The organism is Acinetobacter lwoffii (genome assembly GCF_019048525.1).
Lineage (GTDB): Bacteria > Pseudomonadota > Gammaproteobacteria > Pseudomonadales > Moraxellaceae > Acinetobacter > Acinetobacter lwoffii_K.
Genome location: NZ_CP077369.1, coordinates 3045604 through 3060968, shown reverse-complemented (window position 1 = coordinate 3060968; position 15365 = coordinate 3045604). Strand labels below are relative to the sequence as shown.

At 42.4% G+C, this 15365-nt stretch carries 16 protein-coding genes; 4 read left to right on the top strand and 12 right to left on the bottom strand.

Annotated elements, in window-relative coordinates; all coding sequences use genetic code 11:
* A complete protein-coding gene (locus I6L24_RS14430; RefSeq protein ID WP_005247617.1) occupies positions 1–2412 on the top strand; it encodes a CSLREA domain-containing protein in 2412 nt (803 codons plus the stop codon).
* 56 nt (positions 2413–2468) lie between these two features.
* Here I6L24_RS14430 and I6L24_RS14425 read toward each other — a convergent pair whose 3' ends face one another.
* From I6L24_RS14425 to I6L24_RS14405, 5 genes are all read right to left on the bottom strand, one after another.
* Positions 2469–2879, bottom strand: coding sequence for a DUF3106 domain-containing protein (locus I6L24_RS14425; protein ID WP_004645681.1), 411 nt, complete (start codon positions 2877–2879; stop codon positions 2469–2471).
* Positions 2869–3186: a hypothetical protein gene (locus I6L24_RS14420; protein WP_004645680.1), complete on the bottom strand. Its 318-nt coding sequence runs from the start codon at positions 3184–3186 to the stop codon at positions 2869–2871. Before I6L24_RS14420 ends, I6L24_RS14425 begins: the two co-directional genes overlap by 11 nt.
* Entirely contained in the window at positions 3183–3797 is a 615-nt protein-coding gene (locus I6L24_RS14415; RefSeq protein WP_004645678.1) for an RNA polymerase sigma factor, read from the bottom strand. The genes I6L24_RS14420 and I6L24_RS14415 overlap by 4 nt, the downstream gene beginning before the upstream one ends.
* Positions 3798–3964: 167 nt before the next feature.
* Complete coding sequence (locus I6L24_RS14410) at positions 3965–4741, bottom strand: TrmH family RNA methyltransferase (RefSeq protein WP_148334625.1); 777 nt, start codon at positions 4739–4741, stop codon at positions 3965–3967.
* Between the two features lie 51 nt (positions 4742–4792).
* Complete coding sequence (locus I6L24_RS14405; RefSeq protein ID WP_004731742.1) at positions 4793–5767, bottom strand: class 1 fructose-bisphosphatase; 975 nt, start codon at positions 5765–5767, stop codon at positions 4793–4795.
* A gap of 180 nt (positions 5768–5947) precedes the next feature.
* Here I6L24_RS14405 and I6L24_RS14400 point away from each other — a divergent pair, with 180 nt between their 5' ends.
* The gene (locus I6L24_RS14400) at positions 5948–6133 is read left to right on the top strand and encodes an NF038105 family protein (RefSeq protein WP_004645674.1); all 186 of its coding nucleotides are present in this window, start codon (positions 5948–5950) and stop codon (positions 6131–6133) included.
* Positions 6134–6212: 79 nt separating this feature from the next.
* On the opposite strand, the gene pal is transcribed toward I6L24_RS14400, so the two are convergent.
* The 7 genes from pal to I6L24_RS14365 all read right to left on the bottom strand — a co-directional run bounded on the left by pal (position 6213) and on the right by I6L24_RS14365 (position 12820).
* Entirely contained in the window at positions 6213–6785 is a 573-nt protein-coding gene (gene pal / locus I6L24_RS14395) for a peptidoglycan-associated lipoprotein Pal (protein WP_004279115.1), read from the bottom strand.
* Between the two features lie 54 nt (positions 6786–6839).
* On the bottom strand, positions 6840–8123 hold the full coding sequence (gene tolB, locus I6L24_RS14390; protein WP_171488346.1) for a Tol-Pal system beta propeller repeat protein TolB: 1284 nt from the start codon (positions 8121–8123) through the stop codon (positions 6840–6842).
* A gap of 204 nt (positions 8124–8327) precedes the next feature.
* A complete protein-coding gene (tolA, locus tag I6L24_RS14385; protein WP_148334623.1) occupies positions 8328–9623 on the bottom strand; it encodes a cell envelope integrity protein TolA in 1296 nt (431 codons plus the stop codon).
* 3 nt (positions 9624–9626) lie between these two features.
* Entirely contained in the window at positions 9627–10076 is a 450-nt protein-coding gene (gene tolR / locus I6L24_RS14380; protein ID WP_004731735.1) for a protein TolR, read from the bottom strand.
* Positions 10076–10774: a protein TolQ gene (gene tolQ, locus I6L24_RS14375; RefSeq protein WP_129717062.1), complete on the bottom strand. Its 699-nt coding sequence runs from the start codon at positions 10772–10774 to the stop codon at positions 10076–10078. Before tolQ ends, tolR begins: the two co-directional genes overlap by 1 nt.
* A 27-nt stretch (positions 10775–10801) precedes the next feature.
* On the bottom strand, positions 10802–11209 hold the full coding sequence (ybgC, locus tag I6L24_RS14370; protein WP_004645668.1) for a tol-pal system-associated acyl-CoA thioesterase: 408 nt from the start codon (positions 11207–11209) through the stop codon (positions 10802–10804).
* Positions 11210–11476: 267 nt separating this feature from the next.
* Positions 11477–12820, bottom strand: coding sequence for an amidohydrolase (locus I6L24_RS14365; protein WP_171488345.1), 1344 nt, complete (start codon positions 12818–12820; stop codon positions 11477–11479).
* A 370-nt stretch (positions 12821–13190) separates the two neighbouring features.
* Between I6L24_RS14365 and I6L24_RS14360 the strand changes: the two genes are divergently transcribed.
* Both I6L24_RS14360 and I6L24_RS14355 read left to right on the top strand, forming a co-directional pair.
* Entirely contained in the window at positions 13191–14420 is a 1230-nt protein-coding gene (locus I6L24_RS14360; RefSeq protein WP_148334619.1) for an acetamidase/formamidase family protein, read from the top strand.
* A gap of 140 nt (positions 14421–14560) precedes the next feature.
* The gene (locus tag I6L24_RS14355) at positions 14561–15349 is read left to right on the top strand and encodes a hypothetical protein (protein ID WP_148334617.1); all 789 of its coding nucleotides are present in this window, start codon (positions 14561–14563) and stop codon (positions 15347–15349) included.
* Positions 15350–15365: the final 16 nt, after the last annotated feature.

The window sequence follows — 15365 nt, the reverse complement described above, 5'->3', positions numbered from 1 at the left end:
ATGAAAAATTATAAAAAAGGACTGCTTGCGGCCATGATTTTATCTGCCATGAGTTTGATGGCAGCCGAAGATAAAACGATATATGTAACTACTTTTGCTGATGAAGATGGCGAGAATAATAATGCCTGTTCTTTGCGAGAAGCCATTAAAACTGCAAAACTGGATAAATCTTATGGCGGATGTAATGTAGGACGTACGCTTCGATTGGATGGTTCAGCTGCAGATGTGATTCAGCTTGAAGCAGGCGAGTACAAATTAGATAAAGAGCTGATCGTAGAGTCAGCGCTCAAAATTTATGGGAAAACTCCGCTTAACTATGCTAGTCGTAGTCCGATTACGCTGTTATATCCAACCCGGGAGGCTTTAAAAAGTACTATTTCAGGCCAGGGGAAAACCAGATTATTTAATAGTATGGCCAGCCAATCCAGTCTGGAAATTCATCATCTGATCTTAAAGGATGGTTATGCAGCAATAAATACCTTGGATAAAGGTAATGGCGGTACTTTTTATGTAGCTGGGCCTTTAAGTATTAATACCAGTGAAATAGTAAATTCCCGAGCAGCTGCAGAAGGTGGGGCGATTTATAGTGTAGCAATGAATACGGAAAGGAATATTGTCATTCAGGATTCTTTGATTCAAAAAAATCAGGCGAGTTCATATGGTAGTGTTTTGGCGATGGACTGTCAGGGAAATTTAGGGACAACTCAAACCAATGTGAAAATTAATTCCAGTAGTATTGTTAAAAACGGTTCAGACACTACTAACAGTATTATTGATTTTTGTGGCTATGCCACAGTAGAAATTGTTAACTCTACTATTGCGAAGAATACTGCAAGTACCACAGGACATATTGTGCGTATGACGAATGAAGTTAATCGTCCCCTCAGTAAATTCTCCAGTTTAACTGCATTAAGTAATACTATTGTTGAAAATACAGCCCAATCTACTTTATTTTATGACAATACCGGTTTTAGATATTTTAATTTCAATGTTTTAGCCTTTAACCAAGGCCTGTCTTGTGAATATGCCTTAAATCAGGGGAATCCGACCAAGGCACAACGTGTTGAATTTTCTACAATTCGAAATGCAATTCAAACGACTGGGCCATCACGTTGCGTATTGCCAGAATTAGACGAAGATACTACTTCAAATAATCTTGATGTCTCTAACAATATAATCAGCAGTTTATTAACAAATTATATTGAGCCTGCTATTGATAATCGCTATTTAGGGCTATATTACCCGCGTGATAATCAGACCGCAACGGATTTGGTAGATATCGGAGTGAGTGGCTGTATTGAACAAGACCAGCGTGGTATTGATCGTGTGATTGGATCCACATTAACATTTGATCCAAGTGCAAAAAATACTTGCGAGATCGGCTCAGTTGAAATCCGACGTTTGACTGCAGCCGATATTACGGACTTGCAAAATAAGAGTTTGGTAGAACTCAATGACTTTTATCAGGAGAATATAGATGATCTCGAAGAAATCATTGCTGATAAAAATACTCCAGAAAATGAGCTTCCTGGTTTAAAGGAAGAATTGAAAAGTTATCAGGATTTGCTTAAATATACCAAGCAATATCAGAAATATCGTGCAATCTATATTAATCCTTTTATCTTGGCTATGCCTCAAGAAACTCTAACCAATGATAAGATTCAAATTAAAGCCTTAAATTCAGAAAATTATGAGGTCAGTGTAAAAACTTTAGGTGTTGGTAAGTTAATTGGTACTGGTAATTCGACCACTGTGGAAGGAAATCCCAATGATCCAAATCTTAAATGTGAGTGGAAACCTGATTTAAACCGGATCATGATGTATCGCACTGATGGTAAGCAGACCAGTTCGGTTGATATGGAGTTCTGTAGTTATACACTTAAAGACCAGGCTACAGGTGTAAGCAGTGCTGGCCTCTTAAGAGCAGCTTTTAACAACATTGCACCAATTGCAAAAGATGATGAATATCGGCTTAGTCCAGAGAATAATCTTACAGTGATGGTAAATCCGCTTGAAAATGATAGTGATGATGGGGATGGGCCTCTACCATCAGGAAAGTCGGCTTTTTATCAAGATAAAGATGGAAAAGAGATCCCGATTCATATTGTTAAGCTGCCTGCGGGAGTTTCACTGAAGGCAGAGCGACAAGGAGCCTGTCCTGATACCTACCAAAATCAGACCTGTTATGGTGGACAGCTGACATTTAGTGTAAAAAATAATTTAAGCCAGGCAAATTACAGCATGGATTATGCGATTTTTGATGCTGATGAAAAAATGTCAGAAAAAGCGACAATCTTGTTACGTAATACAGTTAAAAATACGAATACGTCCTCAAGTGGTGGTGGGGCAATTGGAATGTGGGGGCTACTAGGATTATTAGGGCTTGCAGGTTATCGACGCTTAAGAAAATAAAATATGATTGAAACATCAAAAAAGCCTCCATATGGAGGCTTTTTTATATTAAATTTTTAATGCGAGTTAGGCTGCTGAGTCACTTGCTGATATTTGAGAATGTATTCTTCGCGAATGGCAAGGCGTTGCTCAGGAGACGCTTTTTGCATACGTGCGCCCAGTTCTTTGCGTTCCTGACTGCTCATCATTTGCCAAGTCTCACGCATTCTTTGTTTTTCCGCATTAGGGAGTTGAGTAAACCAGTCCATACGCTGCTGTAAGCTAACACGTTGTTGTTCGGGGATTTCTTTTAGAGATTGGTAACGTTTAATCAGTGCCAATTGTTCAGAATCAGAAAGACTATCCCAAGTATCAGTTACTTGGGTATTCGCATCTTTGGAAAATAGCCAAAAACGTTCAAATCCTGCAAAGCTGGTTTGCAGAAAACTGAATGCACAAAAAGCAATCACCAATTTTTTAGCTGCCATGTGGAACTTTGTCCTCACCTAAAACCATTAACATTTCTAAATCTTCAAGCATTTGCGGAGACAGTTTTGGGACTGACACCATTTGAGTTTGCGGTTCGTTATGGTCCGAAAGATTCGGTAATACCACAACGCCTGCAATCGCAGCTGCCAAAGCAAAACCTGACATTTTTAGAAATGCAAAGCGTGAGTGTTTTGAATCCTGAATTTCTTCAAGAACATGGTGCATGACAACAGGTTTGTCTTTATGTTGTTGTGCCAGTCCATCAAGTTTGGAAGTTACTTGTTTTAAGAAATCATCTTGATTCATTCGGATGACCCTCCCAGATATGGATTTAAATGTGCTAAAGAGGCACGTAAGCCTTGGATAGCACGGTGATAATGGGTTTTTACACTGCCTTCTGTGCAGTTCATAATTTGTGCGGTGGTATGCGTATCAAATCCTTCCCAGGCTCTGAGCATAAATGCCTGCTGCTGACGCACAGGCAATTTTGCAATCGCTTCCTGGATTTCTTCAGCAGTGACTGCCTGATCGAGAAAGTCCAGCGGCGTTGGTGTTGATTCATCGACGACATCATCAAATTCAATTTCGTCATCATCGAGACTGACTTTTTTGAAAAATGAAAACATTTGACCACGCCGTGACTCTTTACGACGCCAGTCCTGTAACTTGTTGTTGAGAATGGTATAAAACAGGGGATACCATTCTTCAGTGCTTTTTTCTGCATAGGATTTGTGTAAGGAAATGAAAGCTTCCTGAACCAGATCCATAGCAATACCATGATGACCTTGAGTCGCACTTTCCATCATCACCAAGGCACGCCCAGTCACATCCTGCATAAAATTCTTCAGACGTGCTTCAGCCGTACTCTTCAGAATACTTACATCGTGTGTTTGCAACTGTTTTGGTGCTAAATCCATAGAGATGGAAAATCCTGTCATTGGACACCCACCATTATTCCCAAGTTCATAATCATATAACGTTGGGAATCCTGGTTTGGTTGACAATTAAGTTTATTATTTTTGTAGTTTAATCTATTTTATACACGGGCAGGGCCGTATTAAAACACTGTAACCTAAATCCCTAATTAGATACGTTGACGTACCATTTCAAAGAAACAGATCGAACCGGCAATTGCGACATTCAGTGATTCCTGACCTCCAGGTTGCGGAATGCTAACGGCTTCAGCATGTTGCATCGCATAATCAGACACGCCTTGGCCTTCATTACCCAGAATCCACACGCAAGGTTTACGTAAGTCTTTTGAATACAGGCTTTCAGCACGGTGTGAGCTGGTTACATAGACAGGGATTTGAAATTGCTCAAGAATTTGTTCAAGCGCAATATTTTCAAAGGTTTGCAGCGTGAAATGTGCACCCATACCGGCACGTAATACGCGTGGAGACCAGAGCGATGCAGACCCTTTGGTACATACAATCTGTTCAATACCGGCAGCAGCAGCAGAGCGAAGCAGGGTGCCTACATTACCCGGATCCTGTACATTTTCCAAAATCAAAGTGTCTGCTTTAAAATCCAATGCATAATTTGCTGTCGGTAGAGTGACCACAGTTAAACAGGCTAAAGATGTTCCTAAGGTGCTTAAATCTTTGTATAAAGACTCGCTCAGAACAAAGACCATACCTGTGTATTTTGCAAGAATTTTCTCGAAATCAGGATGTGAAAGTGCATGTTCAGTGGTGAAAATCGAATCAATTTTACGGTTTTCATGTAGCCAGGCAAGAGACAGATGCGTGCCTTCTAAAACCGTTTGACCTTGTTTTTTACGATAAGTATTTTGTTCGATTAAACCACGTAAGTGTTTAATCTTTGGATTGTCTTTTGAATCAAGAAAAAAAGTTGGCATGGGAGATATAATCCACGGCAGCCGATTCAATATCGACTACCGCTATAAAAATTAGTTGTGGTAGCTGGTCACAAGATCAACTTCGTTTTTAGAACCAATGATCACTGGCACACGTTGATGTAGATCTGTCGGTTCGATCTCAAGAATACGCACACGACCTGTAGTTGATGCACCGTCAGCCTGTTCCATGAGCATGCTCATTGGGTTAGCTTCATACATTAAACGCAGACGGCCAGCTTTAGCCGGATCTTTAAGGTCATATGGATACATGAAGATACCGCTACGGCAAAGAATACGGTGAATGTCGCCCACCATACAAGCAACCCAACGCATATTGAAGTCTTTTTCACGAGGACCGGTTTTGCCTGCTAACAATTCATCGATATAACGCTGTACTGGTGCTTCCCAATGACGTTGATTCGACGCATTGATCGCATATTCTTTAGTATCTGCAGCTACCTGAATTGCTTCAGAAGTCAGTAGGAATTCTTGAGTCTCAGGGTCATAGGTAAAGAACACTACGCCTGCGCCGACGGTCAATGCCAACATGGTCGATGGACCATAAAGCACATAACCTGCAGCTACCTGATGAACACCGGCTTGCATAAAGTCTTCTGCCTGAGTCACGGCATTTTTTGCAGGAAGAATCGAAAAAATGGTACCAACACACATATTGATGTCGATATTGCTTGAACCGTCTAATGGATCGAACAATACCAGAAATTGACCATTTTCTTGTGCAGGGGTGAATTCATCCAGTTCTTCTGAGGCCAAACCACCCACATTTGGATGTTGCTGCAAGGCATCAATCAAATAGTCATTAGAAATGACATCCAGCTTCTTTTGCTCTTCGCCTTGAACGTTTTCATGCTGTGCACTTCCCAATACACCCGCTAAAGCACCTTTTTGCAGTAATTGATCAATGTCTTTGCAAGTGTTTGCAATCGTTTCAATAACTTGTGCAAGTTCAGGTGTGAGATTCCCGCTTTGTTGTTGTAAAAACTGGGATAAAGTGCGGTATGACATAGGGGAAACTCCAAAACTTAAATCGGGAAAAAATGATCAAAACGATATGCGGCTATATTTTAGATGAGAACGTACTAAAAGAAAAATTAAACTGGATTATTTGTATCGATTTTGCCCTTGCAACTCCTGCGGAAAGTGCTATGTTGAAGACAAAGGAAAATTGAGAATAGGAGCACAGATATGACAACATTGAAGTTTGATGCGACTCCAACGCCAAGCGAAGGCATTACTTTAGATGATATCTCTGAAGACAAGATGAAAGAAGCCTGGCGGGATTATGAAGCAAAACCAGAGTACAAACAATTCAATAAACATGACCTGATCGAATCGATGCATCCGGCTGAACAAGATCAGCTTCCCAAGTAGACCGATTCTTTCATTGAAGCAAATAAAAAGCACTCATGATTGAGTGCTTTTTATTTGATGAAACCATCATGAATGAAAATTATTTCAACAATGGTGGTACCGCTTCATAATTAATTTCTACACGGCGGTTTTCTTTCCAGGCATTTTCGTCATGGCCCGCATTGATTGGCATTTCCTTGCCATAGCTAACTGCTTCTAGTTGACCAGGATTAACACCAGTCGTCACCAAGAAGCTTTCTACTGCTTTGGCACGACGCTCGCCAAGTGCCATGTTGTATTCACGGGTACCGCGTTCATCGGTATGGCCGGTGAGTGCTACACGTGAATTGGCATTGGCCATTAGGAATTGCGCATGGGCTTGCAGCGTATTTAGATCTTCATTGCTGAGTTCAGTACTGTCATAGTCAAAATGCACCACGCGTTTTGCCAAGAATGCTTTATTTTCTGCAGTAACACCTTTTGCAGAAGCACCTGCCATGTTTTGTGCATTCAGTGCTGCATCTTCACTCAGACCTTGAGTATTCACAGTTGTTGTACCGGTCGTATCTAAACCGCCCGTTTGAACTTCAGCGGCAGGCTTACGGCTCGCACAACCTGTCATGACAACAGCTGCTGCTAAAAGTGGCAAGGCAAATAATTTTACTTTGTTCATCTTCATCTCCATGAAGTTTGATTATGGGGTAAAGGGTTTATCAATATAAAAATCTTATTTTGGCGCCCAAGCCGGTTCACGGACTTCACCCGTTTCACTTGGTAAATTCATACGGAAGCGGCCATCCAGCGACATGATCGACAAGAGTCCGCGTGCACCTTCACGGGTGGCATAGACCACCATCTGGCCATTTGGTGAGAAGCTCGGCGATTCGTCCAGCGTCGTTGGCGTCAGAATATTGTTCACACCGGAGGTCATGTCCTGAACCGCAACTCGATAGTTACTGCCGCTTGGACGATGAACTAATGCAAGTTTTTTACCATCTGCGCTCAGCGTGCCGCGCGCGTTGAATGCACCACGGAAGGTCAGGCGTTTATTGCTACTTGATTCAAGATCATGGCGGTAAATTTGTGGAGAACCGCCACGGTCAGAAGTGAAAATAAAAGATTTTCCATCTGGTGAATAACGTGCTTCAGTATCAATGGCACTGTCATTGGTCATACGTTGTAGCTGACGCGTTTCCAGATTCATCTGGTAGATTTCCGGATTGCCGTGCATAGAAGCAGTAAACAGCATGCTCTTGCCATCTGGAGAGAAGCTCGGCGCACCATTCAAGCCGCGGAAGCTGGCCAGTTTTTCACGTTGTCCGGTCGCCAGATCCTGTACATAAATCGCCGGGCGTTTGGTTTCAAAGGACACATAAGCGATTTTTTTGGCATCTGGTGTCCATGCTGGAGAAAGGATTGGATCACGTGAGGTCAAAATGGTCTTTGGCTGTTCACCATCGGTATCGGCAATCTGCAAGGTATAGCGCTGTTCCGGCGTAGCAGGATTACGCAGCACATAGGCAATACGTCCGCTAAAGTCACCTGGAATGCCGGTCAATGCCTGATAGATGGCATCACTGATCATATGCGCTGCCTGACGGGTGCGTGAGGCTGGAACAGTCAGCAATTCATTTAATAGATATTGTTTTTTTTCGACATCATAGAGCTGATACTGGATTTCAAAAGAACCATCGGCTGTGGCCTTGGATGAACCGGTGACCACATAGGGAACACCAGCCGATGCCCAAGCTTCTGCATTCGGATTATTCAATGTCGCTGTTGCAGGCAGGTTTTTTGAAGCACTGGTAAAGCGGCCAGAACGATTCAGGTCATTTTCCACAATAGGATAAATGCTCTGATCCTGGCTGAAAGGTACAACGGCAATTTTAGGTGCTGCCTCAGGTGCCTTGGTAATTTCCAGATGCAATTGGGCATAGGACTGGGTTGCCAATACAGGGCTTAAAGTGCTAATGATTGCGAGGCAGAGTAGATGTTTGCGAGTCTTTTCCATCATTCGTTATTTACTCAAATCAACGGATTTATTGTATAGGTGCTTGGGCTACATCATCGCATGGATTTAATAGAATAAAACCATGAATTTATGACCAAACTGTTATGACACTGTGAAAAGTGAATATTATTCAATCAATTTGAAGTGAAGTTTAGCTTAAAAAATAAAAGCCATCACAACATTATTTATGTGATGGCTCCGTTTTTATTGTGCAGTAAAGGTTGAGGTAAAGCTTCGTGCTTCATGGCGTGCATCTGGATCGGAAGGCATTGGATAAGGTGCAGCAGCACGGACTGCAGCTTCTACACTGGCTTTCATGTCTGAATCACTTGAATTCACAATGACCGAGACCACACCGCCATTATCATTCAGGGTTACACGTGCAGTGGCACGCTGGCCTGATGATCCGACCGGTGTATCCCAGGCGCGTTTGATTTTGTTTTCAAAATCGCGCTTCGCAGTGGATGCAATCCGTTTTGATTCCGCTTTTTTCTGTGCAGCTTCTTCAGCAGCCTGTTTAGCGGCTGAAGCTTTGGCCTCTGCATCAGCTCTGGCTTTTGCTTCGGCATTCGCTTTGGCTTTAGCGTCGGCATCTGCTTTGGCCTTAGCGTCTGCATCTGCCTTGCGTTTGGCATCAGCGTCGGCTTTAGCTTTAGCAGCCGCATCGGCTTTGGCTTTTGCATCAGCATCCGCTTTGCGTTTCGCCGCTGCATCATTTTTAGCCTTGGCTGCCGCGTCTGCTTTGGCTTTTGCTGCTGCATCCGCTTTAGCTTTCGCATCAGCATCTGCTTTACGTTTCGCCGCTGCATCATTATTGGCTTTTGCCGCCGCATCTGCCTTTGCTTTAGCAGCAGCTTCAGCCTTACGTTTGGCATCAGCCTCTGCTTTGGCTTTTGTTGCAGCATCCGCTTTTTGCTTGGCAGCTAAGTCAGCTTTTTTCTGTGCTTCCAGTTTGGCTTTTTGTGCAGCATCGGCTTTGCGCTGTGCATTCAGTTCAGCTTGACGTGCAGCTTCGGCTTCCGCCTTTGATTTTTGCGCTGCATCCGCTTTGGCTTTGGCCGCAGCCTGTTTCGCCTGTTCAGCGGCTTCGGCACGTTTTGCTGCTTCAGCTGCTTGCTGCGCAGCCTGGGCTTGTGCTGCCTCTGCCGCTTTTAGTTCCTGCTGGACTTTTTGTGTATCGGCTTTTGGTGCAGGTGGAGTCACAGGTACAGCAGGGGCTGCTGTCGGAATGACAGGAGCAGGTTCTATACTGGGTTCTGCCGTTTGAGTGATTTCTTCTGCGACATTTTCATGTGCAGTTTCCTCAAATTCGGTTTCTTCGCGAGTCACCGGTTTAAGGTCTTCTGGCTTGATCAGAACGGTTTTGATCTGTTTTGGCGGTTCAGGGGGGTTACTCATGCCCAGATAAAGTAAGCCCACCAAAGCCACTGCATGGATGCCTAAGGTGAATCCAAGTGCGATGGCTTTTTTCTGAAATGGTGGCTTTTTATAGTCTTTCATACTTTATTCTAATGGCTTGGTCAGTAAACCGACTTGAGAAAGGCCAGCATCCTGCAGGCTGGACATCAAGGCCATGACATCGCCATAAGGACGAGTATTGTGGCCATTGATTACGACATTCAGCACCTTGTTTTCATTTTGCGCCTGGGTTTGGGCATCAACCAGAGTACGGGTTAATTCTTCCAGTGTGACCGGGCCAGTCGCCTGATTTTTATATTCTAGATAATATGAACCATCTTCTTTGAGTGTGACAATGGTCGGGGCATCCTTGGATTCGATTGGCAAACCATTGGCCTGAGGCAAGTCAACCTTAATGCCGCTGGTAATCATCGGGGCAGTGACCATAAAGATCACCAGCAGTACCAGCATCACATCGATATACGGCACCACATTCATGTCACTTTTCAGTGGCTTTTTAATACGCTGAAAGCGTCCTGAACCTTGAATCGCCATTAGTCTTTGTCCTGAGTTACGCCCACAGACTGACGTTGCAATAGCGCCACCATTTCTTCGGCAAACAGCGCACGGTCAGAATAGACTGTTTCACCTTTGGCCGTAAAATGGTTGAAAGCCAATACTGCTGGAATGGCTGCGAACAGACCAATCGCCGTTGCAATTAGTGCTTCTGCAATACCGGGTGCGACCGTCGCCAGTGTCACCTGATCAACATCTGCCAGACCAATAAAGGCATTCATAATGCCCCAGACCGTACCAAACAGACCGACATAAGGCGCAACCGAGCCAATACTTGCTAATGCACCCAGACCTTGTTCCAGATGACCTTGATCACGGCTTAAACCGACACGCAGAATACGCTCAGTTCCTTCAATCGACTGGGCAGTTGGCGCATGGCGTTTTTTTAATTTCAGGAACTCGCCCAGACCCTGATAGAAAATATCTTCAAGGCCGGTACGTTTAGAATTGAGTTGTGCATTGTTATACAGAGTATTCAGCTCAGCGCCAGACCAGAAGATTTTCTGGAAATGTTCATCATCGGCCTGGGCTTTTTTATAACTCATATAGAGCTTGGCAATCAGATACCAGCTATATATTGAGGCTAACAGGAGAGAAAGCATCACCAGTTGTACGACAGGGCTTGCTTGTAAAATAAGATCTGAAACTTGAAGAGATGATTCTAACTGAGTCGCCATAGTTGTTACGTGTGCCAATAAATTTTTTTAGTCTTGTTCCAATTCTTTTTGAATTAGTTCGCGGATTTCATCCGGGAGTCGACGTGGTCGCATCTCTGCACTGATACATGCCAACTCAACCTCACCTGATGCAAGCATGATTTCACCACGATAAATATTTTGTTGCAATACAAATGATGAAGCTTTACATGAAATGACACGTGCCGTAACAGTAATTAAATCATCCATCAGGATCGGGCGCATATATTTGACATTAATTTTATGCACCACAAAATTGTAGTCTGTCTGATGCCAGTAATGGCTCACTCCAGCGGCACGTAACCATTCGGTACGGGTACGTTCCATATAGCGAATATGATTGGCGTGATAGACAATGCCACCCGCATCAGTATCTTCAATATAAACGCGGATATTGAATTCAAAGTGATTCGCCATAGTTTTGTTCCATGCAGATTTTCGAAATTTTTGCTTGTTTTTAGATGCAGGAGAGGGATTAGAATTTGCCGGATTCCTGCCAAAAGTCAAGCAATTTAGCGGTTCAAAGTTTAGCATTGTGAGTTTTGAGACCAATGGCACAAGGTGTCAAATCTGGAGAGAAGTCGCCAAGATGAAGTGCTGAGCGCTTAACAGCTCATTTATAAAACAGCAGCAGATATTAAAATGCGCGAGTCCTTAGAGCCGCGCATTTTTAGTAATAGAAGATTAGCCTTTATTTTTCTGTTTCCAGTTGGCCTGAACCTGCTCGGCCACTTTTGGATAGTCGAGAATAAAACGGACATGGCTTTCGACACCAGTTTTCAGGGTCGCATCATCGACAATGAAATTCGGGTTGTGATTCGGTGCGGCTTTTGTCGGGTCCTGATCTGCCGGTGTAGCACCGACAAACACGAAGAGCGATGGCATGAGCTGACCATAATAAGCAAAATCTTCACTGGCGCTGGCGTTGTTGTCTAACACATGCAATTTATCTTCACCATGCACGCTCGCCAAGGTTGGACGCATCAATTCAGTCAAGGTTTTATCATTGGTAGTCACCGGGGCGTAAGGTGCAATTTCGACTTTCACCTTGACATCATTGGCTGCGGCATTGTGTTCCAGCATTTTTGGCAAGTCTTTTAAAATGCCCTGACGTACATCTTCATTATTGGAACGGATGGTGCCGACCATATTAACCTGATCTGGAATGACGTTACCGGTGGTGCCGCCCTGAATGCTACCAATACTCACTACACCCATTCCTTTAGTCAGGTCAGCTTTACGGCTGATCAGACTTTGTAAATTGGTCACCATCTGGGCAGAAGCATAGATCGGGTCTTTACCTGCCCAAGGCATAGAACCGTGCACCTGACTGCCATTGATCTGAATACGTAAATGATCGGCACTATTCAAAATCGCACCATCTTTGTAGAAGATATTGCCACTTGGCATACCTGCCATTACATGCATCCCGAAAATGACTTCAGGTTTTGGATTTTTTAAGGCACCGTCGGCAATCATTTTACGTGAGCCAATCTGATCGCCATGAGTGAAGTTATCAATATCTGCACCGCCTTCTTCAGCCGGCTGGAATACAAACACCACTGTCCCCGCAATTTTATCTTTATTGGCGGCCAGAACTTTGGCTGCACCCAATAACATGGCGGTATGCGCGTCATGACCACAGGCATGCATCACATAAGATTCTTTGCCTTGATAAATGGCTTTTTGCTTGCTGGCGAAAGGCACCGGTGCAGTTTCCTTAATTGGCAAGGCATCCATATCTGCACGTAAGGCCATCACAGGGCCGGGTTTTGCACCTTTCAATACACCGATTACACCGGTTTTGGCATAGCCTTTACGTACTTCAATGCCGTAGGATTTTAATTCTTTCTGGACCAGCTCCGAGGTTTTGAATTCCATGTTGCCCAGTTCAGGATGCTGGTGGATATGCTGGCGTAATTTGATGGTGTGTGCTTCAGCAGCTTGTACAGAATCATCAATCCAGTCAGCCAGGCTGAATTGGCTGCAGAAAAGAAGAGGGAGACAAAGGGATATCTGCTTATACATATTCATACTTCGGGAGAACCTTAAGAATTTGAAATGGTTAAAGTGATTCTTTAGGATGGCATACTGATCTAAATTCAACCAAAACTCTCTAAGTATTTTTTAATACTTTAAAGGTATTGTTGGTGTTAATATCTGTTCTCAAAGAGCTTTATTTGTTCTTTCACATTGTAAAAATATGTATCTAAATTGGTTTTTTATATTTATAAGGTATGAAAATTATAAAAATTTCAGGCTAAAAAGGGATAAAAACGATTACCTCTATATCAATAATCTGAATGAAGTGAAGATTTTTTTAAACCTCTTAAACTTATTTTGGCACTTAGATTGCATTCACTCTTTCGTAATATTTTTTATGACGGAAATTGAACACATGTTAAAACCTTTGGCTTTATCTCTGGCAGTGGCTTCAAGCTTAAGTTTTATTTCGACAAGCCTATGGGCTGAAGACTTTAAGATACTGAAACAGCTGGAAAATAAACCGACATTACTCAAAAGTGGTGAATATAAAGGTCATTATTATGTGCCGAGTACCTTAAATACGATTACTTGGGGTTATCTGCCAAATAAAGATGCAAAACCTGTCTTGACTGTCCCTTCAGGTAGCACAGTTACTTTCGATACAGTTTCGCATGAAGGGCTGCTGGAAGATCAAGGCCGCAATGCAGAGAAATATTTCACATCAAAAGGCGTCAAACCTGAGCATGTATTGGATGAAGCCAAGCTGATCACGAATTCCAAATTGAAACATGATTTCCATAAAGATGGACCACACATTATTACTGGGCCTGTCTATGTAGAAGGGGCAATGCCGGGCGATATTCTAAAGGTGGAGATTCTAAAAGTTGAACCGCGTGTGCCTTATGGTGTGATTTCAAACCGTCATGGCAAAGGGACCTTACCCGAATTCCCGAAACGTCAGAAACATGAGCATGCATCTCCAGCCAATCCTGAGGCTTATGGCAACGTGTCCATTTTTACCCCAATTGAGAAAAATGCGTATGGTGTATGGGAAGGCGTTTTAAAAACTGAATCTGGTAAAGCGATTCGTTTCCCGCTGAATCCGTTTATGGGCACGATGGGCGTTGCACCAAATACCAGTGAGCCTGTGCACTCTGTGCCACCATCATTTTATGGCGGGAATATCGACATCAATGAATTAGGAGCAGGGGCTACGGCCTATTATCCGGTACAGGTGCCAGGTGCTTTATTCTATACAGGCGATAGTCACTTTGTACAAGGTGATGGTGAGGTGGCTTTAACTGCCTTGGAAGGTTCGGCACGTGCGACTTTAAAATTCACTTTACTTAAATCTGGCAAGGATAAAATTCCAGGTGCAGAGATTAAACAGCCGCTGGCTGAAAATGCTGAATTCTGGATTACGCCGGGTCTGGATGAAGACTTAGATGAAGCCATGCGTAAATCCACCCGTGAAGCGATCCGTTTTCTGGTCAATGAATATGGCATTTCTGAAGAAATTGCCTATGCCTACTTAAGTGCTGCGACTGACTTTGAAGTGTCACAAGTGGTCGATCGAACCAAAGGTATTCATGCCATGATTCGTAAAGCGGATTTTAAGGAGTTTAAGAAAGAAGAAAAATAATTTGAATAAAACTTAGAAAAAGTAGGATTGTGCTTTTGCCAACTGATTCAGACATGGTTAGTTGGCTTTTTCTTTTGTAAGCAGCTGAAACTGTTTAGAATGTAAGAAATAAATAATCAAATTAAAATATGTGGGGAAACGTGCAAGAACAACAAACTCAAACTATGGTTTTACAGCAGCCTAAAGATCAAAAAGTGTATTTAGATGTGCAACATTCGACAGATACCACAGCGATTTGGTCTTTTATTATAGCAATGGTAGTTGCTTTTATACTAGGAATTTCAGCCACAGTTATTGCGATTTGGTATGGGCGTAAAAGTTTTGATTTAACCAAACAATCATTTGATGCAGTTATTGCTCAAATAAAAGGTTCTGAAAAATCAGCATTAGATATAAATAAAAAATTGTTTGAGCAACAAAAAGAATTACAAAAACAAGAGTTAATATATCGAAGGGATTTTGAAACAGAGAAAAGAAATAAAATTCTTATAGCAGAATATTTTAGCCAAATTACGATTTTTATTTTAGATGGTAGGAATTTTCAAACTAATTTTATGGATGAAGTTGAATCGAGTATTGAGGCGGAAAAACTTTATACTCGACTAGAAGAACATTATAAATTAGCTGTTCAGAATTTAACGTTATTAGAGCTATCACTTAGTAATAATTATGGAATTAAACGTTTTTTTCAAATTACTAATTTACTAACTGAGTTAGCTTATGAGTTCATGGAGGAAATTTTATTATCCATGGATTGGAAACTATTACCAGAATTTAAAAAGGCAGAATATTTAACGAAATATTTTAATCAAGCTGCAGAGATTTTATCTCAAAGTGAATTGAAAGAAATTTCCGAGTTTCAAACCTTAGATGTGATATATGCCTTATCTCAAATTTCTAGAAAAGAAATAAAATTTATTTTTCAATGATAAAAGAGCCGAAGCT

Bases quoted from the DNA above. Each gene is read 5' to 3' on its own strand.
- I6L24_RS14430 (WP_005247617.1), top strand. From the start codon at position 1: ATGAAAAATTATAAAAAAGGACTGCTTGCGGCCATGATTTTATCTGCC.
- I6L24_RS14425 (WP_004645681.1), bottom strand. From the start codon at position 2,879: ATGGCAGCTAAAAAATTGGTGATTGCTTTTTGTGCATTCAGTTTTCTG.
- I6L24_RS14420 (WP_004645680.1), bottom strand. From the start codon at position 3,186: ATGAATCAAGATGATTTCTTAAAACAAGTAACTTCCAAACTTGATGGA.
- I6L24_RS14415 (WP_004645678.1), bottom strand. From the start codon at position 3,797: ATGGATTTAGCACCAAAACAGTTGCAAACACACGATGTAAGTATTCTG.
- I6L24_RS14410 (WP_148334625.1), bottom strand. From the start codon at position 4,741: ATGCCAACTTTTTTTCTTGATTCAAAAGACAATCCAAAGATTAAACAC.
- I6L24_RS14405 (WP_004731742.1), bottom strand. From the start codon at position 5,767: ATGTCATACCGCACTTTATCCCAGTTTTTACAACAACAAAGCGGGAAT.
- I6L24_RS14400 (WP_004645674.1), top strand. From the start codon at position 5,948: ATGACAACATTGAAGTTTGATGCGACTCCAACGCCAAGCGAAGGCATT.
- pal (WP_004279115.1), bottom strand. From the start codon at position 6,785: ATGAACAAAGTAAAATTATTTGCCTTGCCACTTTTAGCAGCAGCTGTT.
- tolB (WP_171488346.1), bottom strand. From the start codon at position 8,123: ATGGAAAAGACTCGCAAACATCTACTCTGCCTCGCAATCATTAGCACT.
- tolA (WP_148334623.1), bottom strand. From the start codon at position 9,623: ATGAAAGACTATAAAAAGCCACCATTTCAGAAAAAAGCCATCGCACTT.
- tolR (WP_004731735.1), bottom strand. From the start codon at position 10,076: ATGGCGATTCAAGGTTCAGGACGCTTTCAGCGTATTAAAAAGCCACTG.
- tolQ (WP_129717062.1), bottom strand. From the start codon at position 10,774: ATGGCGACTCAGTTAGAATCATCTCTTCAAGTTTCAGATCTTATTTTA.
- ybgC (WP_004645668.1), bottom strand. From the start codon at position 11,209: ATGGCGAATCACTTTGAATTCAATATCCGCGTTTATATTGAAGATACT.
- I6L24_RS14365 (WP_171488345.1), bottom strand. From the start codon at position 12,820: ATGTATAAGCAGATATCCCTTTGTCTCCCTCTTCTTTTCTGCAGCCAA.
- I6L24_RS14360 (WP_148334619.1), top strand. From the start codon at position 13,191: ATGTTAAAACCTTTGGCTTTATCTCTGGCAGTGGCTTCAAGCTTAAGT.